We start from the raw sequence: 18,713 nt of genomic DNA, 5'->3' as shown, positions 1-18,713 counted from the left end.
CACGGCAGTTGAGGGAGCGATCACTATGGTCATCACCGGGCCACGGCGGCGGTCCGCCGTACTGCGGGTGCTGCTCGTCGCGGTGGCACTGGCCGGCGCGCTGCTGGGCGGCGCCGTCCCGGCGTCCGCGCACGCCGCGCTGACCGGCAGCACCCCCGCGCAGGGCTCGGTGGTGGACCAGGCGCCCGAGCAGGTCGCGCTCACCTTCTCCGAGGGCGTCGCGATGGGCGACGACTCCATCCGCGTCCTGAACCCGCAGGGCAAACGGGTGGACCGCGGCAAACTGCGCAACCTGTGCAGCGGCAGCACCGTCAAATACGGCACGGGGCTGCCGCCGGGCCTGGGCGACGGCACGTACACCGTCGCCTGGCAGGCGGTCTCCGCCGACAGCCACCCGGTCTCCGGCGCCTTCACCTTCTCGATCGGGGCGCCCTCGAAGACCACCGCGCCGGTGTCCCAGCAGGAGGCCGGCGGGGGCCTCGTGGGGGCGCTCTACGGCATCGCCCGCGCGCTGGCGTACGCGGGCTTCGTCCTGCTGGCCGGCGGCGCCGCCTTCGTGGTGGCCTGCCGGCCGGCCGCCGCCCGGGTACGGTCCGTCCAGCGCCTGGTCGTCCAGGGATGGGCGGTACTGACCGGCACCACCGTGGCGATGCTGCTGCTGCGCACCCCGTACACCGGCTCCGGCGACCTCTCCGACGTCTTCGACCTCGGCGGCCTGCAGCAGGTACTGATCACCAAGCCGGGCGCGGCGCTGGTCTCCCGGCTGCTGCTGCTCGCCGCGGCGGCGCTGTTCGTGGCGGTGCTGTTCGGGGCGTACGCGCGGGCGCAGGAACCGCGGGAGCCGCGGGAGGGCCTGGAGACGGGTGCCGGGGCGGACGGCGGGGGCCACGAGGACCGGGCCGACGGGGACGGCACGGACGACGGGGACGACGCGGCCCGGACCGCCGAGGACGCGCCCGAGGACCCCGCCGAGCAGGCCCGGCGCCGCAAGGACCTGACGTTCGGGCTCGGCATCGGCGGGGTGATCGTCGCCGCCGGCCTCGCGACGACCTGGGCGATGGCCGAACACGCCTCGACCGGGCTGCAGCCCGCGATCGCGATGCCGGTCGACGTCCTGCACCTGCTCGCCGTCGCCACCTGGCTCGGCGGGCTGGCGGCGCTGGTGGTGTCCCTGTACTGGGGGCCGCCGATCGAACGGACCGCCGTCCGCCGCTTCTCCCGGATCGCGTTCGGCTCCGTCCTGGTGCTGGTCGCCACCGGCCTCTACCAGTCCTGGCGGCAGGTCGGCACCTGGACCGCGCTGACCGGCACCACCTACGGGCGGCTGCTGCTGCTCAAGGTGGGCCTGGTGGTGGTGCTCGTGGGCATCGCCTGGTTCTCGCGGCGCTGGACGGCGCGGCTGACGGAGGTACGGACGGCGGAACCGGAAGCGGCGGACGCGGCCCCGGAGGCCGAGGGGGCCGAGGAGGCCTACGAGGCCGCGGAGGCCGACGAGCTCTTCGAGAAGGCCGTGACCGTGCCGGCGGCCGGCACGGCCGAAAAGACCGCCCAGAACGACGAGGAGCCGGCGGCGGCACGGGCGGCGGCGCCCGCGACGGAACCACCGGCGGCGCCCGCGACGGAACCGGCCGACCCCGCCCGCGCCGCCCAACTCGCCCGTCAGCAGGCCGCGTTGCGCACCGCCCGCACCAAGCGGCTGCGCGACGCCGACCCCGAGCGGCGGGGGCTGCGCCGGTCCGTACTGGCCGAGGCGTCGGTCGCGGTACTCCTGCTGGTGGTGACGACGGTGCTGACCGCCACCGAGCCGGCCCGTACCGAGGAGGCGGTCAAGGCCGTGTCGGGCGGTCAGTCGGCCGCGGCCAACCAGCCGCAGGTCCTCACCGTCCCGTTCGACACCGGCGGTCCGGGCGGCAAGGGCACCGCCCGCCTCGACCTCGACCCCGGCCGCAGCGGCAACGCCAACGACCTGCGGCTGCGGATCTCCGACCCGAAGGGCCGGGCCAAGGACGTCCCCGAGGTGAAGGTCGAGTTCACCCTCAAGGCCAAGAAGCTCGGGCCGCTGACGGTGGTGCCCCGGCACACCGGCAAGGGACACTGGCGCGCCAGCGGTGTCCTGCTGCCGGTCCCCGGACGGTGGCAGCTCTCGCTGCTCGTACGGACCTCCGACATCGACCAGGTGACCGAGTTCAGGAACGTGAAGATCGGCTGATGAGCAAGCGAACCGCGCAGGCCCCCGAACCCCAGGCCCCCGAACCCCAGGCCCCCGAACCGCAGGCCCCGGCGCCCGAGCCGGCCGGCCCGCGGACCGCCCTGGCGCTCTCCCGCCGCCGGCTGCTCGGCACCGTCGGCGCGGCGGGCGCCGCCGGGCTGGTCGTCGGCGGCGCCGGCGGCGCCCTGGGGACGGCCGCCGCCCATGAGGAGGGGCCCGCCGCGGCCCTGAGCTCCCTCGGCTCGACCGAGGTGCCGTTCCGGGACGACCGGGCGAAGCAGCAGGCCGGGATCACCACCCCGCTGCAGGCCAGCGGGCACCTCGTCGCCTTCGACCTGGCCCCGGGCAGCGACCGCAAGGCCGCCGCCGCGCTGCTGCGCCGCTGGTCGCGGACGGCCGAGGAGCTGATGGCCGGGCGCACGCCGGACGCCGACACCGGCGTCGCGCTGGACGCCGGCCCGTCCTCGCTGACCGTCACCTTCGGCCTCGGCCACAGCTTCTTCGACCGTACGGGCCTGACGAAGCACCGCCCCGTACAGCTCGATCCGCTGCCGGACTTCTCCGCCGACGCGCTGGACCCCGAGCGCAGCAACGGCGACCTGTGGATCCAGATCGGCGCCGATGACGCGCTGGTCGCCTTCCACGCGCTGCGGGCGCTGCAGAAGGACGCGGCCGGCACCGCCCGGCTGCGCTGGCAGATGAACGGCTTCAACCGCACCCCGGGCGCCACCGCCCACCCGATGACCGCGCGCAACCTGATGGGCCAGGTCGACGGCACCAACAACCCCAAGCCGACCGACGCGGACTTCGACCGGCGGATATTCGTCGGGCGGGACGCCGCGCAGGAGTGGATGCGCGGCGGCTCGTACGCCGTCGTCCGCCGGATCCGGATGCTGCTGGACGACTGGGAGAAGCGCTCCCGGCACGAGCAGGAGCGGGTCATCGGGCGCCGCAAGGACAGCGGGGCACCGCTGACCGGCGGTTCCGAGACCACGCCGATGAAGCTGGACGCCACCGGAGCGGACGGGCTGCCGGTCATCCCGGCCAACGCGCACGCCCGGGTCGCGGCGCCGGAGTCCAACCAGGGCGCGGCGATGCTGCGCCGCCCGTTCTCGTACCACGACGGTTTCCGGGACGACGGCGCGCCGGACGCCGGGCTGCTGTTCATCTGCTGGCAGGCCGACCCGCTGCGGGCCTTCACCCAGATCCAGCGGAAGCTGGACCGCGGGGACGCGCTCTCGCCGTTCCTGCGGCACGAGGCGAGCGGCCTGTACGCGGTGCCGCCGGCCGCGGTGCCGGGCGGGTACGTGGGGCAGCCGCTGCTGGAGGGCTAGCGGGACCGCCCGGCGGAGGCCCGGTGCGCCGTCCGGCCTTCGGAAGGCCGGTCCGGGGGCCGGGGCGGCTCGGTATCGTGGCAGGACAGGGAGAAGATCGGCGGGGTGCTCCCGCAGTCACGCGAGGGAGTCCTCAAGGATGTCGGCCAGCCGCTACACCTATCTCGGCCCCGCGGGCACGTTCACCGAGGCCGCGCTGCGCAGCCTGCCCGAGGCGGCGACGCGCGAGCTGGTGCCGATGGTGTCGGTGCCGGCCGCCCTGGACGCGGTGCGGGCGGGGGAGGCGGCGGCCGCCCTGGTGCCGATCGAGAACTCCGTCGAGGGCGGGGTGACCACGACCCTCGACGAACTGGCCTCCGGCGAGCCGCTGATGATCTACCGCGAGGTGCTGCTGCCGATCGCCTTCGCGCTGCTGGTGCGGCCCGGTACGACGCTCGACGAGGTCAAGACGGTGACCGGGCACCCGGTCGCGCAGCCCCAGGTCCGCAAGTGGCTGGCGGCCCAACTCCCGGAGGCGGTCTGGGAGTCGGCGGCCTCGAACGCGGACGGTGCGCGGCTGGTGCAGGAGGGCCGCTACGACGGTGCGTTCGCCGGTGAGTTCGCGGCGGCGACGTACGGCCTGACGCCGCTGGTCACCGACATCCACGACGCGCAGAACGCGGCCACCCGCTTCGTGCTGGTGGGCCGCCCGGCCCGGCCGGCGGCGCCCACCGGCGCGGACAAGACGTCGGTGGTGCTGTGGCTGGCCGAGGACCACCCCGGTGCGCTGCTCGAACTGCTCCAGGAGTACGCGGTGCGCGGGGTCAGCATGATGCGCATCGAGTCCCGGCCGACCGGTGAGGGCATCGGGCGCTACTGCTTCTCGGTGGACTGCGAGGGGCACATCACCGACCGCCGGGTCAGCGAGGTCCTGATGGGCCTCAAGCGGGTCTGCCGCGAGGTGCGGTTCCTCGGTTCGTATCCGCGGGCGGACGAGACGACGCCGAGCGTGCGGCGGCAGATGACCGACTCGGCGTTCACCGAGGCCTCGGACTGGCTCGCGCGCTGCCTGGACGGCCGGGGCTGAGCTCCCGACCTGCGGCTTTGAGCGCCTGTGGGTTGTCCACAAAGTTATCCACAGGCCCGGTTCTCGACCTGTGGGTAAGTCGACACGACAGTCGGACACAGTCGACAAATCGCCCTACTGACCCCACATCCCTCCACAGCACCCCACCTCGGACCCCGTCAGCATAATTCCTTCGGTCCATCCTTTAGAGCGAGGCAATCCCACACGAAAGAGTGCGTGAACGGGGTTTGGACAGAGAATCCATAGCCGAGCATTTCGGAAGCGGAATGATCGCCGCCGACTTCCACAGATTCCACGCACAGCCTGTGGATAAATATCCGGGAACCCCCCTCCCCTGTGGACAACCCCACCGCACGGGGGCCGCGAAGGCCGCCCCAACTCCCCGCTCCCGCCCAGTGGATCATCGATCGCGGACGCCGCGAACACCCGCATACCGGATGACTCCACCGCCCTCCTCCAGAAGATCACGACAGCCGGGAAGGGGTGCGAATGGATGGGAATTCCCCGGCGGATTTACCGCATCCCCGCCATGGAATAAACCTCTCAAACCGGACAAATTGCAATGGCGGGGAATATCGCGTCGAAGCGTGGGGCGCGGCCCCGGTAGCCTGGTGGTGTGATTGACCTTCGCCTGCTCCGTGAGGACCCCGACCGTGTGCGCGCGTCCCAGCGCGCCCGTGGAGAGGACGTCGAGCTCGTCGACGCGCTTCTCTCCGCCGACGAGCGGCGCAGGTCGTCCAGCGTCCGCTTCGACGAGCTGCGCGCCGAGCAGAAGACGCTCGGCAAGCTCATCCCCAAGGCCACCGGCGACGAGAAGGCCGCGCTGCTGAAGAAGGCCGGCGAGCTGTCCGCCGCCGTCAAGGCCGCCGACGCCGCGCAGGACGAGGCCAAGGACGAGACCCAGCAGCTGCTGCTCAAGCTCGGCAACCTCGTCCACCCCGACGTCCCCGTGGGCGGCGAGGAGGACTTCGCGGTCCTGGAGACGCACGGCACCATCCGCGACTTCGCCGCCGAGGGCTTCGAGCCCAAGGACCACCTGGAGATCGGCCAGGCGCTCGGCGCCATCGACGTGGAGCGCGCCGCCAAGGTCTCCGGCTCGCGCTTCTACTACCTGACGGGCATCGGCGCGCTCCTGGAGCTCGCGCTGGTCAACGCCGCCATCGCGCAGGCCACCGAGGCCGGCTTCGTCCCGATGCTGACCCCGGCGCTGGTTCGCCCGCACGCCATGGAGGGCACCGGATTCCTCGGCCAGGCCGCCGAGAACGTCTACCACCTCGAAAAGGACGACTACTACCTCGTCGGCACCTCCGAGGTCCCGCTCGCCGCGTACCACATGGACGAGATCGTCGACGCCGGCCAGCTGCCGCTGCGCTACGCCGGCTTCTCCCCCTGCTTCCGCCGCGAGGCCGGCACGTACGGCAAGGACACCCGCGGCATCTTCCGGGTCCACCAGTTCGACAAGGTGGAGATGTTCTCCTACGTCGCGCCGGAGGACGCGCAGGCCGAGCACCAGCGCCTGCTGGAGTGGGAGAAGCAGTGGCTGAACAGCCTGGAGCTGCCGTTCCAGGTGATCGACGTCGCCACCGGTGACCTGGGCGCCTCGGCCTCCCGCAAGTTCGACTGCGAGGCGTGGATCCCGACCCAGGGCAAGTACCGCGAGCTGACCTCGGCCTCCAACTGCGACGAGTTCCAGGCCCGCCGGCTCTCCGTCCGCATGCGCGAGAACGCCGACGGCAAGCAGAAGGTCCGCCCGCTGGCCACGCTCAACGGCACGCTCTGCGCCGTCCCGCGCACCATCGTGGCGATCTTCGAGAACCACCAGCAGGCGGACGGCTCGGTGCGCGTCCCCGAGGTGCTGCGCCCCTACCTGGGCGGCCGGACCGTGCTGGAGCCCGTCGCGGCGGGCCGGGAGTCCGGCGCCAAGTGAGCGGATCAGCTCCGGCGGACGTCCCGCCGCTGCCGTACACGCTCATCGCGACCGACCTCGACGGGACGCTGCTGCGCCCGGACGAGACGGTCTCGGAGCGCACCCGCCAGGCGCTCGCCGCGGCCACCGCGGCAGGCGCGGCACACATCGTCGTCACCGGCCGTGCCGTGCCCTGGACCCGGCACATCCTCGACGCCCTGGACTACCACGGGCTCGCGGTGTGCGGCCAGGGCGGGCAGGTCTACCACGCCGGTGAGCACCGGCTGCTGACCTCGGTGACGCTCGACCGCCAGCTGGCCGGTCTCGCGCTGTCCAAGATCGAGGCCGAGGTCGGCCCGCTGTATCTGGCGGCGAGCCGGGACGGCCTGGAGGGCGAGGTGCTGGTCGGCCCCGGCTACCGCGTCCAGGACGGCCCGCTGCCGAACGTCATGATCGACGACCACGGCGCGCTGTGGGCGGCCCCGATCAACAAGGTCTACCTCCAGCACCCGACGCTGGACGACGACGCGCTGGCGGCGGCCGCCCGCCAGGTCGCCGGTGACCTGGTCGGCATCATGGTGGCCGGCCCCGGCGTCGTCGAACTGCTGCCGCTGGGCCTGACCAAGGCCACCGGGCTGTCCCTGGCCGCCCGCCGCCTGGGCCGCACCGCCAAGGAGACGCTGGCGTTCGGCGACATGCCCAACGACATCCCGATGTTCGCCTGGGCCGCCCACGGCGTGGCCATGGCCAACGCCCATCCCGAACTGAAGGCGGTCGCCGACGAGGTGACCACCTCCTCCGAGGCCGACGGCATCGCGGTGGTTCTGGAGCGGCTGTACGGGGTGTGAGGGCGGGTGGCCAGGGGGGCGGTGGCCCGTGGGGCCGGGTGGCCAACGGCGTGGCAACGGCTCCGGCCGCCGGTGGCGGGCCCCAACCGCCGGTGGCGGGCGGTTCCGGCCGCCGGTGGCGGGCGGCTCCGGCCTTGGTTACGGAATACCGTCCCTGGCCCCGGCGTTGAGGGCCCCGAGGGGGCGCTCGCGTCCCCTACGGGATCTGTTCGCCTCACCCGTAGGGGTCCGGAAGGCCCCTTGAACCCCTAACGCCCGCCCCCGCCGCCCTCTTCCCGCGCGTCGACTCCCGCTTCCTCCGCGGCGGATTGGTCGTCCCCCGCTTCCCGCGCGTCGGCTCCCGCCTCCTCCGCGGCGGGTTGCTCGTCCCTCGCTTCCCCTGCTTCTCCCGCGTCGCCTTCCTCGTCCCTCGCTTCCCCTGCTTCCCCCGCGTCGCCTTCCTCGTCCCCCGCCACCTCCGCCGCCGGTGTCAACGGCCACGCCGCGAAGCCCATGGTCAGGGCGATGGCGTGGCCGAAGTCGGTGAAGGTGGCGCCGGTCGTCAGGGGGATGGCGAAGAAGGCCAGTACGCCGACGAGATAGCCGTAGCGCCAGGGGGAGCGCAGGCGGTACGTCAGCACGCCGGCGGCGGCCGCCAGGCCGTACGAGACGCCGATGTCGACGACGTGCGTCATCGAGCGCGGCAGCTGGTGCCCCTCGATGGCCAGCAGGACGAGTTCCTGGCTGGCCAGGGTCGCGGCGACGTGCGCCCCGCCGACGATCAGCAGCCAGCGCCAACTGCCCGTCCAGCGCTCGACATTGGCGTGCACCAGCTCGAACATCACGACGTACAGCAGGAACGATCCGGGGTTCTCGATCCAGAAGCCGCTGATCAGCAGCGAGGGCAGCGGATGCTCGTTGAGTTCGTGGATGTTGCTGCTGGTGCGGTGGATGAGGAACTGGCCCAGCCCCTCCGAGGCAGAGGCGATCACGAGGCTGGTGACACCGATGATCAGCAGCCAGATGTGGGTGCCGGGGGAGGACCGGACCCAGTTCTTCACCCAGATCACGGGGTTGCCCGCGGGCCGCGCCCAGGGGTCGCGCGGGGGCTCCATCACGATCCTCATCAGCGCCCTCATCGGCGGCGCCCCCGGACCGCGGGCGAGCCGGCGACCAGCGGGCCCGGCCCCTTGATCTGCCGGATGCGGGGCGCGCTCTCCATCGTCCGTACGCCGGGCAGCGCCGCGACCCGGGTCGTCAGGTACGTGTAGACCGCCCGGACGTCCCGGCAGAGCACCGACGCGAACAGATTGTTCGGGCCGGTGGTGGCACCGGCGAAGGCCACCTCCGGATGCTCCGCCAACGCCGCGCCGGCCGCGGCGAGTTCGGCGGGGGCGACGGACAGCCAGAGGGCGACCATCGCGCCGTACCCGAACTTCCGCAGGTCGTAATCGACGTCGTAATACAGCGCCCCGGTCGCCCGCAGTTCGGCGAGCCGGCGACGGACCGTGGTGGGTGACCAGCCGGTGACGGCGGCGAGTTCGGCCAGCGGCGCCCGGCCGTCCCGGGCCAGGGCGGCGAACAGCCGGCGGTCGGCGTCGTCGAGCACCACCGGATCGGCCGCCGGATCGACGTCCGGGGGCGGCGGGCCGAGCCGGGCGGCCTCCTCGTCCGTCAGCGCACCGGACTTGCTGATCAGGCCCTGTGGACCGCCGCAGAACTCGTGCAGCAGGCAGTGTGCGGTGACGCCGACCACGCTCGGGGTGCGCGGCAGCTTCTCCAGCAGCAGTGCGTCGCTGTGGTCGCTGCTCGCCGCCCGGCAGACCGCGGTGATCTCGGTGCCGCCGGACATCAGGCAGATCCACGAGGTGTCCGGACGGCGGGCCAGGGCCTCGGCGACGGTGACCGCGGCCTCCGGCGCGCACTGCACCCGGACCATCCATTCGACCTCGCCCAACACCCGCGCGTCGGACAGTCCCAGCACTCTGAGCGCACCGCTGCTGCGGTGCCGCCCGTAGCGGCGGGCGACGGTCTGGTCGGACACCCCGAGCACCTCCGCGATCCGGCTGAACGGCGCGCGGCCGTCGAGCTGCAGCGCATGGGCCAGCCGGCGGTCGAGGGCGTCGAAACCGCCACCACCCGCGCCGGGCACCCCGTCGGTTTTCACCGTCCGAGGCTAGCGCGTGTCGGATTGCGCCGCCGGGAGCGCGGTGGCTGGGAGACCGGCGGGTGCGGAACCGACCGTGGGGTCGCCATCAAAGCGACGGCGGAAAGAGGAAACCAGTCATGCACGGCGCACCCCACAGACCCGGCAACGGACGACCAGGCACGCCCGGCGCACCCCACGGGCCGGCCGGCGGCGCGGCACCGGAAGGCTCCGCGGACGCCGGCCGGCGCGGCAAGTGGTGGCCCCTGACCGCCATCACCCTCGGCAACTTCCTGCTGCTGGTCGACGTGACGATCGTGAACACCGCGCTACCCCGGATAGCCGACGGCCTGGGCGCCTCCTTCACCTCGCTCCAGTGGGTGCTGGACGTCTACGCGCTGGCGCTGGCCGCGCTGCTGATGGTCGCCGGCTCGGCGGCCGACCTCTTCGGGCGGCGCCGGCTGTACGTGGCGGGGCTGGCGCTGTTCGCGCTCGCCTCGCTGGCCTGCGGGCTGGCGCCGGGCCCGGGCGTGCTGATCGCGGCGCGTGCCGTGCAGGGCGTGGGCGCGGCGGCGATGTTCGCCACCAACACCCCGCTGCTGATGGCCTGTTACCGGGGCCGGGACCGCGGTGTGGCGTTCGGCGTCTGGGGCGGCACCAGCGGTGCCGCGGCCGCGATCGGTCCCGTTCTGGGCGGGCTGCTCACGGAGTACGCCGACTGGCGGGCGATCTTCCTGGTCAATCTGCCGCTGACCGCGGTCGCGGTGGTGATCACGCTGCGCCGGGTCCCCGAGTCCTACGGCGACCCCTCCCGGTCCCGTACGGACGCGGCCGGAGGGTCCCCGGTCGCCCGGATCGACTGGCCGGGCGCGGCGTCCTTCACGGTGTGCGCGGGCGCGTTGACGTACGGGCTGATCCGCGGCGGGGAACGCGGCTGGTCGGAGGCCGGGACGCTGGGCTCGCTGGCGGTCGCGGCCCTGGCGCTGGTGGCGTTCCTCGTGATCGAACGGCGGGTGCGCCGGCCGCTGCTCGACCTGGGCCTGCTGCGCCGGCCGTCGTTCGCGACGCTGATGGCGGCGGCGCTCCTGCTGCAGGCGGCGGCGTTCCCGTACCTGACGTTCGTGGGGCTGTGGGTGCAGAACATCCTGGGGCTGAGCCCGGTGCGGGCGGGTCTCGCGGTGACGCCGATGGCGGTGATGTCGTTGCTGGTCGGCGCGCTGGGCGGCCGTCACCTGCAGCGGATGGCGCCCCAACTGCCGGTAGGGCTCGGCCTGTTGCTGACCGGCGCGGGTGCCCTGCTGCACCGGGTGCTGCTGGATGCCGGCTCCGGCTGGGCGACGCTGGTGCCCGGTCTCGCGGTGAGCGGGGTGGGCATCGGGATGGCGATGCCGGTGCTGGTGTCGGCGGCGCTCGGCGCGGCACCGCCCTGGCGCGCGGGCATGGCCAGCGGCGCGGTCAACACCTTCCGCCAGCTCGGCTACGCCCTGGGCATCGCGGTCCTCGGCACCGTTTTCGCCGACGCGCTGCACGGCGTACGCGGGTCCGCCGCGCATCCGGCCGTCTCCCGTCAGGCCGTCAACGCCGCCTACCTGTCCGGGCTGAGGGACATCGTGGCGATCTCGGGGCTGGTGGCGGTGGCGGCCGGTGTGCTGGTGCTGGCGGTCGTACGGCGGCGCGCGGGTGCCGGCGCGGACGGGAGCGGGCCCGGGGACGGTAGCGGGCCCGGGGACGGGAGCGGCCGCGCTCGTGCGGCGGAGGCCGTCGGGCCCGCACCGGCGGATCGGTAGGGGCGGATCAGGGGAGATTTCCGGGTTCCCGGTGTCGGTCCACTACGGGGTGGCCCGGACCGGACCCGGAGAGCGGCGGTGCCTCGTTTCGTCCACGCGGCCGAGGAATCGGCGGCGGACGGGCCGGATGCTGGAACCGGCCCGCCGACGGAACGAAAGGACGACGCCCATGGCCGCCCGGCATTTACACCCCGAGACCTCCTCCCCCGCCACCCTGCCCTCCGTGAGCGGGCAACCGCGCGCCCTGGCGGCGCTCCGCCGGGCGACGTTGCTCGTCGGCGGCTATCTCGGCCTCAGCGTCCTCACCCTCGCGGCCGTCGTCGCCCTGCGCGATGACGCCGCGGTGGTGAACGACGCCGTCTGGGTGCGCACCGTCATCGTCGTCGCCAGTGCGGTGGTGATGTTCGTCTCCGCCCGCCGTGCGGCCCGGGGTTCCCGCCCGGCGTACCGCCGCGTGCGGATCCTCTCCGGCGTGATGCTGGTGGCCATCGCGGTGATCATCGCGATCCCTGGTTCCTTCCCGGTGTGGCTGAAGATCGAGCAGGGGGTCTGCGGGATCGCCCTGCTCGGCGTCGCACTGATCGTCAACGGCCGGCAGGTGCGGTCGTCGTTCGCCGCGACGTGATGCGCGAGGCGTCGTGCGCCGCCATGTGATGCGCCGGTGGTCGTGCGCCGCGCCGTGACGCGCCGGTCGTCGTGCGCCGCGGGATGAGGCGTTGCCGCGCCTCCAAGACGACTCTCTGACCTCCCCCCACATTCCTTAGCCCTGGCTGGGGTTGAGCATCTGGCGCGGCGTACCGTACCCGGGTGACTCTCGATGATCTGCGCGCCTTCGTGGCGGTCTGCGAGGCGGGCAATCTCAGCGCCGTCGCCCGTGATCTGGGCTGCACCCAGTCGGCCGTCAGCCAGCGCATCAAGCGCCTGGAACGCGAGACGGGCATCAGGCTCCTGGAACGCCGGCCGCGCGGGGTCGCCCCCACCCAGGCCGGCCGGATCCTCCAGCGCGCCGCGGCGGACGGCCTGAGCGGGCTCGACCTGGCGCTACGGCAACTCCGCGATCTGCGGGCGGGCGACGGCGGCACCGTACGGGTCACCACCGGCGCGACGACCGTACGGCACTTCATGTCCGAGGCCGTGGTCGCCTTCCGCGGCCGCCATCCGCACGTCAACCTGGAGTTCCGGACGGAGAGTTCGAGCCGCCGCTGCTTCGAGGCGGTGGTGGACGGCGACTCCGAACTGGCCTGGATCACGCTCGGTCCACCGGTGCGCGGCATCGAGCAGCATCCGGTGATCGGGCTGCCGTGGGTGCTCGCCGTACGCAGCGATGATCCGCTGGCCGCGCGGGAGCGGATCGAGCCGGAGGAACTGGCCGGCATCCGGCACATACGGCTGCCGGAGAACTCCACCTCCCGGATGCGGCTCGACGGGCACCTCAGCCATCGACTCGACGGGGACCTCGGCCATCGGGAGCCGCCGCACGGGGAAGGCCCCGGCGCCGTGCCGCCGCCGAGCACCACCAGCGTCGCCGACTGGGACACCGCCCTGCTGCTGGCCGAACTCGGCGTCGGCCCCGCGGTCGTCCCCCGGCCCCCGGGCCTCGGGGCCACCGCCCACCCGTCCCTGCGGCTGGTCCCGATCCCCGCGCTGCCGCCGCTCGCCACCGGGTGGGCGGTGCGTCAGTGGGACGCCCTGAGCCCGGCGACGGTGGCGTTCGCGGAGACCGTCACGGCGTGTCTGGGGCGGCCCGCACCACCGGTTCCTGGATCTCCGTGACCCACTTCTCCTGGTCCGGCGGGCACTCCAGATAGAGCTCGCGGGCGTACCCGGCGGAGCGGTAGCCGTTCGCGTCGATCCAGTGCGCCAGGTTCTGCGCGGTGGGCAGGATGCGGCTCATCGGCCCGCGGTGCACCACCGTGGCGGCGCACTCCAGCCCGGGCAGCGCGACCACGTCGAAGCCGAGGCCGGTCGCGGTGGGGGTGCCGGTGGCCGGGGCACCCGTCCCGCCGCACCAGGCCCCGGCCCTGGTCAGCGCCTCGGCGGTGACCGTCAGCCCGGCGTGCACGAGGACGGCGCCGGGCCCCGGCTCGTCCCCCGCCGCGCTCCCCCGCACGTCCTCGTAGTACGCCAGGCCCGGGCCGGCCGGGGTGACGCCGGCCGCCTCCAGGTGCGCGCACAGCTCGGCGTAGAGCGGCTGGATCACCGGGCCGATGTCCTCGGGCCCGTAGCCGGCGGCGATCCCGCTCAGTTCCGCGAGCAGTACCGTTCCGGTCGGTTTGACCACCACATCGTCGGCAGACATGTGTCCCTCACTCTCGATGGACCGGAGCCTCGCCTCGACCTGCGCCAGCCGTTCGCCGGCCGCCGCCAGCGTCGCCGCCAGCTCCGCCCGGCGCAGCCGCAGCATGCCGCGCAGTTCCGGCACGCTGACCTCCTCGGCCAGGATCGCGCCCACCTGCTGGAGGCTGAATCCGAGGTCCTTGAGCGCGATGATCCGGTTGAGCCGGGCGAGCTGGGCGGCTTCGTAGAAGCGGTAGCCGGTGACGGGGTCGGTACGCGCCGGGCACAGCAGCCCGATCGCGTCGTAGTGGCGCAGCATGCGCGCCGACACGCGGCCGTACTGGGCGAAATCTCCGATGCTGAACATGACGCCTTCCAGTGGAGTGCTTTCCACAGTGTCAAGGTCAAGAGCCGTGGTCCACACGATGGGGGACGGTGGTGTTCCACCCTGCCGGGTGCGCGGAACGGGCCGGCGGCGGCCCGGACGAGCGGCGGTTCGCCCGGATCCACCGCGTCACTCCCGCCCCACAATCGGCCACCGGGCGGCAGCATCGCGTCAAGTAGGGTCCACAACTCGTCAATGACGCGTCAGCGTCCGGCGGAGGGGCCCGTTCCCCGGGCATAGCGTCGGCAGAGCCGAGCCCCGGCACACGCATCGTCATCCACCGGTCCGGGGCCGCCGATGTCCTGTTCGAGGAGCAACGCCGTGTCCCACCATCTCTACGCGGAAGATCCCGAGCCCTCCGATCGCGTCCCGGCCGGGCCTCTGTTCGTCCCCGTCCGGTCGGGCCCCGCGGGCTGTACGGCCCGCCTGTTCCGCACCCCGCTCGGCGGGCGTACCGCCGTCGGCTTCACCTCGGCCCAACGCCTCGCCGCGGCGCTCGGCGGCGGCCAGCCGTGGGTCAGGCTCTCCGAGCCGGCCCTGCGGGCGCTGGCCGAGCCCGTCGGGGCGACGGCCCTGACCGTCGATCCCCGCCTCACCCCGGAGGCCCCCCGCGCCACCCTGGCCCCGGGCGCACCACGCGTGCCCCAGGCGGCCCGGGCGGCGGGCGCCTCGCACCTGGCCCGGGCGTCCCGTACGCCGCACCTTCGGGCCGTCTGAGAGGGGCGAACACCATGAGCCACAGCACCCTGCCCCGCACCGCCCAGGAGCCCGGTGGACCGGCGCCGTCCGCGGCCGCCGATCCCCTCACCGCACCGGCCCCGACGCCGTCTCCCGCACCGACCCCCGCCGCCCACCTGGGGGCCCCGCTGCCGGATCCGCTCCCCGCCGCGCCGCCCGACCCGCTCTCCGTCTGGCCCGCCTCCACGTTGCCGCACGGCCCCGGTGACCTCACCCTCGGCGGCGTCCCGCTGACCGAACTGGCCGACCGCTTCGGCACCCCCGCCTACGTATTGGACGAGGACGAGGTGCGCCGGCGCTGCCGCGCCTACCTCCGGGCCTTCCCCGACGCCGACGTCTACTACGCGGCCAAGGCATTCCTGTGCCGCGCCATGATCCACTGGGTGCACGAAGAGGGCCTCGGCCTGGACGTCTGCTCCGCGGGCGAACTGGAACTCGCCGTCACCACCGGCTTTCCGCCCGGGCGGATGGTGCTGCACGGCAACGCCAAGAGCCCGGCGGACCTCCGGGCCGCGCTCCGGCTCGGCGTCGGGCGGATCGTCATCGACTCCACCTCCGAGATCGCCCGGCTGGCCGCCGCGGTCCCGGCCGGCACCCGCCAGAAGGTGCTGATCCGGGTCGTCCCGGGAATCGCCGCGGGCGGTCACGCCAAGGTCCGCACCGGGACCGACGACCAGAAGTTCGGACTGTCGATCGCGGACGGCTCCGCGCAGCACGCCGTCACCCGGGTCCTCGGCCAGCCGCGCCTCGAACTCACCGGTCTGCACTGCCACTTGGGCTCCCAGATCACCGCCGCCAAGCCGTATCTGTCGGCCGTACGACGGCTGGTCGGCCTGCTGGCGCGGATCCGCGAACAGCACGGCATCACCCTGCCCGAGCTGGACCTCGGCGGCGGACACGGCGTGGCCTACCGGCCCGGCGAGCCCGCCCTCGACATCGCCGCGCTCGGCGCCCGGATCCGCGCCGAGCTGGTGCGCGGCTGTGCGGCGGCCGGCCTGCCGGTGCCCCGGCTCGCCGTCGAACCGGGCCGCGCGATCATCGGCCCGTCCGGTGTCGTCCTCTACCGGGTGCTGTCCGTCAAGCGCACCGGGACGCACACCTTCGTGGCGGTGGACGGCGGGATGAGCGACAACCCGCGGCCCGCGCTGTACGGGGTGCGCTACGCGCCCCGGCTGGTCGGCCGGGCCTCGTCGGCCGCCCCGGAACGGGTCAGTGTCGTGGGCCGGCACTGCGAGGCCGGCGACATACTGGCCGCCGACGCCCGGCTGCCCGGCGATCTCCGCCCCGGCGATCTGCTCGCCGTGCCCGTGGCCGGCGCGTACCACCTCTCCATGGCCTCCGGCTACAACCTCGTCGGCCGTCCCCCGGTCGTCGCGGTCACCTCGGGCACCGCCCGCCTCCTCGTCCGCCGCGAATCCCTGGCGGACATCCAGGAGCGCGACATCGGTCTGTGAGGTCTGTCAGGTCAGACAGGTCTGACAGGTCTGTGAGGCCGTGAGGTCTGGCCGACTGCCGCTCGCTCTCCGCACGCAACCGGGTCCGTGGGCTCCGGGATCTCCCCGGGCCCACGGACCGCCCACTGCCACTCCCACTTGCATGTACTATGAACCCATATTTGTAGGATGACTGGGCAACCGGGCCGACCGGACAACCGAGCACGCCACTGAGCGGGCGGTCGCGGCCCGGCCGGGCAACGGGAAGGCACGGGCACGGCATGGCACTGCAGGCGGCGGGACGGCGATCCCTCGTGGACACCGTGGTCGACGCGCTGCGGGCCCAGCTGACGGCCGGGGAGTGGCCGGTCGGCTCGCGGATCCCCACCGAGCACGCGCTCGCCGAGCAGTTGCAGGTGGGCCGCAACACCGTGCGCGAGGCCGTCCGGGTGCTCGCGCACGCCGGCATGCTGCGCTCGCGGCAGGGCGAGGGCACCTTCGTCGTCTCCACCGCGGACCCGGGCGACATCCTGCGCGGGGTCCGGCGGGCCGGGATCCGCGACGTCCTGGAACTACGGATCGCCCTGGAGGCGGAGGCCGCCCGGCTGGCCGCGCTCCGCCATCGACCGGACGACCTGGAGCGGATGCGCGCGGCCCTGGACGCCCAGGCCGAGCTGACGGACCCGTCCGGGCAGCCCGGCTCCGGCAGCCTGGAGCTCTACGCCGATCACGACATCGCCTTCCACCAGGCCGTCGTCGACGCCGCCCACAACACCGCGCTGACCGCGACCTACGGCTGGTTCAGCAGCTCCGTACGGGAGGCGCTGGTCAGCGCGCTGGACGACCAGGCGATGCCGAAGATCGTGCACGGCGACCACCGCGCCGTCCTGGACGCGATCGCCGCGGGCGACCCGGACGCCGCGGAGCGGGCCACCCGCGACCTGCTGGAGAAACCGAAACGGGCCGTGGAAGCCCTGCTCGGCGAGCCCCCCACAGCCACCCCGCCCCACTGACCCCGGCTCCGGGCTCCCTCCCCTTCTCCCTTCTCTCCCTTCCGTCCCTGCTCTCTCTTCTCTCCGTCTTCCGTAACGCTTGGCGAGGTACGTACGCATGTCAGGACCCCGACCCGCTGCTCCGTTGAGCCCGGACGCCCGGCTGATCGACGCCGAGGAGGATCTCGTCGCGGCACCGGCGGTCGTCGCGGCGCGGCGCCGGCTGCGAACCGTTCACCCGGCGCTCGTGCTGGCCGGGATCGTGCTCGCCGCGCTCAACATGCGGGCGGCGCTCGCCGGGGTGTCACCGCTGCTCGGGGAGATCGGCAGGCACTTCCATCTGCCCGCCACGGTCAGCAGCCTGGTCACCACCATCCCGCTGATCTTCATGGGGCTGGGCTCGGTCGTCGCCCCCGTACTGGCCCGGCGCTGGGGCACCGAGACCGTGCTCTGCGGGGCGCTGGTGACGCTGTGCGGCGGCATCGTGCTGCGGATCGCGCCGCCGGTGGTCGCGCTGTTCGCCGGCTGCGCGGTGGTCGGCGCGGCCATCGCCCTGCTGAACGTGCTGATGCCCGGCCTGATCAAGCGGGACTTCCCGGACCGCGCCGCCGGGATGACGGCGCTGTACTCGACCGCGATGATCCTCGGCGCGACCGTCTCCGCCGCCACGGCCGTACCGCTGGAGAGCGCGCTCGGCGGCTGGCAGGGGTCGCTGGTCTCCTGGGCGCTGCTGGCCGCCGTCGCCGCGGTGGTCTGGGTTCCCCAGGCGGTGCTGGCGCGGCGCGGCACCCGGCACGGCACCGCCGCGGCCACGCCCGCGCACCCGGTCGAGCGCGGCCCGAGGCTCGCCCGCTCGCCGCTCGCCTGGCAGGTCACGCTGTTCATGGGCTCGCAGTCGCTGATCGCGTACGTGGTCATCGCCTGGATGCCGACGATCTTCACCGACCACGGGATGGGCAAGGGCGAGGCGGGGCTGGTCTTCGCGTTCAGCACGCTGCTGCAGATGGCCGGTTCGTTCGTGGTGCCGATGCTGGCGGGGCGGATGCGGCGGCAGCGGCTGCTGGGAGTGGCGGTGTCCGCACTGATGGCCTGCGGCGTCGCCGGACTGCTCACGGCTCCGGTGGCGGGCGCCTGGCTGTGGGCGGCGCTGCTCGGCGTGGGGCAGGGCGGCGCGCTGGGGCTGGCCCTGACGATGATGGTGCTGCGCTCCGGCGACGCCCATACGGCCGCCCGCCTCTCCGGCATGGCGCAGACCGGCGGCTACCTCCTCGCCGCCGCCGGTCCGCTCGCCCTCGGCGCCGTCCACCAGACGACCAACGGCTGGACCGTCCCCCTCCTCCTGCTGCTCACCGTCTGCGCAGCCCTGGCGCTCCTCGCCCTGGGCGCCGGCCGGGACCGCCGGATCGGGGACGCGGCGACGCACACGGCCTGAGGGCGGGCGCCGCGCAGGACCGGCGGGGGCCGCGTGCCTGGCCGGGGCCCCGGGGTGCGACGGCGGAACGGGCCGGTGGCGAGGCCCGTCGTGTGGGCGGGCGATGGCGGGACGGTGAACGATCTCCCTCGTTGGCAACGATCCGGGGGTGGCCGCCCGGGGGCTCGGGGGGTGTGGCTTA

Annotated in this window: 15 protein-coding genes; 12 read left to right on the top strand and 3 right to left on the bottom strand. The window is 73.8% G+C overall.

Annotated features, from left to right (window positions below):
- Positions 1 to 25 precede the first annotated feature (25 nt).
- The 5 genes from V2J85_RS16085 to V2J85_RS16065 all read left to right on the top strand — a co-directional run bounded on the left by V2J85_RS16085 (position 26) and on the right by V2J85_RS16065 (position 7,363).
- Positions 26 to 2,209 carry a copper resistance CopC/CopD family protein gene (locus tag V2J85_RS16085; protein WP_330821955.1) on the top strand — a complete coding sequence of 728 codons (2,184 nt, stop codon included), beginning with the start codon at positions 26 to 28 and terminating at the stop codon, positions 2,207 to 2,209.
- Positions 2,209 to 3,543, top strand: a complete 1,335-nt coding sequence (efeB, locus tag V2J85_RS16080) for an iron uptake transporter deferrochelatase/peroxidase subunit (RefSeq protein WP_330821954.1) — start codon at positions 2,209 to 2,211, stop codon at positions 3,541 to 3,543. Before V2J85_RS16085 ends, efeB begins: the two co-directional genes overlap by 1 nt.
- A gap of 139 nt (positions 3,544 to 3,682) precedes the next feature.
- On the top strand, positions 3,683 to 4,609 hold the full coding sequence (gene pheA, locus V2J85_RS16075; RefSeq protein ID WP_261956623.1) for a prephenate dehydratase: 927 nt from the start codon (positions 3,683 to 3,685) through the stop codon (positions 4,607 to 4,609).
- A 616-nt stretch (positions 4,610 to 5,225) separates the two neighbouring features.
- A complete protein-coding gene (gene serS / locus V2J85_RS16070; RefSeq protein WP_261956624.1) occupies positions 5,226 to 6,536 on the top strand; it encodes a serine--tRNA ligase in 1,311 nt (436 codons plus the stop codon).
- Positions 6,533 to 7,363 (top strand): HAD family hydrolase, encoded by an 831-nt coding sequence (locus V2J85_RS16065; RefSeq protein ID WP_261956625.1) that lies wholly within the window; start codon positions 6,533 to 6,535, stop codon positions 7,361 to 7,363. Before serS ends, V2J85_RS16065 begins: the two co-directional genes overlap by 4 nt.
- A 248-nt stretch (positions 7,364 to 7,611) precedes the next feature.
- Here the strand turns inward: V2J85_RS16065 and V2J85_RS16060 are convergent, their stop codons facing one another.
- Positions 7,612 to 8,469, bottom strand: coding sequence for a rhomboid-like protein (locus tag V2J85_RS16060; RefSeq protein WP_410011301.1), 858 nt, complete (start codon positions 8,467 to 8,469; stop codon positions 7,612 to 7,614).
- Between the two features lie 8 nt (positions 8,470 to 8,477).
- Positions 8,478 to 9,509: an Lrp/AsnC family transcriptional regulator gene (locus tag V2J85_RS16055; protein ID WP_330821953.1), complete on the bottom strand. Its 1,032-nt coding sequence runs from the start codon at positions 9,507 to 9,509 to the stop codon at positions 8,478 to 8,480.
- A gap of 119 nt (positions 9,510 to 9,628) precedes the next feature.
- Between V2J85_RS16055 and V2J85_RS16050 the strand changes: the two genes are divergently transcribed.
- The 3 genes from V2J85_RS16050 to V2J85_RS16040 all read left to right on the top strand — a co-directional run bounded on the left by V2J85_RS16050 (position 9,629) and on the right by V2J85_RS16040 (position 13,048).
- The gene (locus V2J85_RS16050; protein WP_330821952.1) at positions 9,629 to 11,275 is read left to right on the top strand and encodes an MFS transporter; all 1,647 of its coding nucleotides are present in this window, start codon (positions 9,629 to 9,631) and stop codon (positions 11,273 to 11,275) included.
- Positions 11,276 to 11,498: 223 nt separating this feature from the next.
- On the top strand, positions 11,499 to 11,900 hold the full coding sequence (locus tag V2J85_RS16045; RefSeq protein WP_330821951.1) for a hypothetical protein: 402 nt from the start codon (positions 11,499 to 11,501) through the stop codon (positions 11,898 to 11,900).
- Between the two features lie 182 nt (positions 11,901 to 12,082).
- Positions 12,083 to 13,048 carry a LysR family transcriptional regulator gene (locus V2J85_RS16040; RefSeq protein WP_330821950.1) on the top strand — a complete coding sequence of 322 codons (966 nt, stop codon included), beginning with the start codon at positions 12,083 to 12,085 and terminating at the stop codon, positions 13,046 to 13,048.
- Here the strand turns inward: V2J85_RS16040 and V2J85_RS16035 are convergent.
- Positions 12,999 to 13,919: a MerR family transcriptional regulator gene (locus tag V2J85_RS16035; RefSeq protein WP_330821949.1), complete on the bottom strand. Its 921-nt coding sequence runs from the start codon at positions 13,917 to 13,919 to the stop codon at positions 12,999 to 13,001. The two genes, V2J85_RS16040 and V2J85_RS16035, sit on opposite strands and share 50 nt — an antisense overlap.
- Before the next feature lie 339 nt (positions 13,920 to 14,258).
- Between V2J85_RS16035 and V2J85_RS16030 the strand changes: the two genes are divergently transcribed.
- From V2J85_RS16030 to V2J85_RS16015, 4 genes are all read left to right on the top strand, one after another.
- Complete coding sequence (locus V2J85_RS16030; protein ID WP_261956631.1) at positions 14,259 to 14,654, top strand: SAV_915 family protein; 396 nt, start codon at positions 14,259 to 14,261, stop codon at positions 14,652 to 14,654.
- A 14-nt stretch (positions 14,655 to 14,668) separates the two neighbouring features.
- A complete protein-coding gene (gene lysA, locus V2J85_RS16025; RefSeq protein WP_330821948.1) occupies positions 14,669 to 16,129 on the top strand; it encodes a diaminopimelate decarboxylase in 1,461 nt (486 codons plus the stop codon).
- A gap of 260 nt (positions 16,130 to 16,389) precedes the next feature.
- On the top strand, positions 16,390 to 17,121 hold the full coding sequence (locus V2J85_RS16020; protein WP_261956633.1) for a FadR/GntR family transcriptional regulator: 732 nt from the start codon (positions 16,390 to 16,392) through the stop codon (positions 17,119 to 17,121).
- Between the two features lie 97 nt (positions 17,122 to 17,218).
- Positions 17,219 to 18,532, top strand: coding sequence for a CynX/NimT family MFS transporter (locus V2J85_RS16015; protein ID WP_330821947.1), 1,314 nt, complete (start codon positions 17,219 to 17,221; stop codon positions 18,530 to 18,532).
- Positions 18,533 to 18,713: the final 181 nt, after the last annotated feature.

Origin of the sequence: Streptomyces bugieae (assembly GCF_036352915.1) — a bacterium.
Taxonomy (GTDB): Bacteria; Actinomycetota; Actinomycetes; order Streptomycetales; family Streptomycetaceae; genus Streptomyces; species Streptomyces endophytica.
Note: the sequence above shows the minus strand (reverse complement) of the source record. Positions and strands in the feature narration are given on the sequence as shown.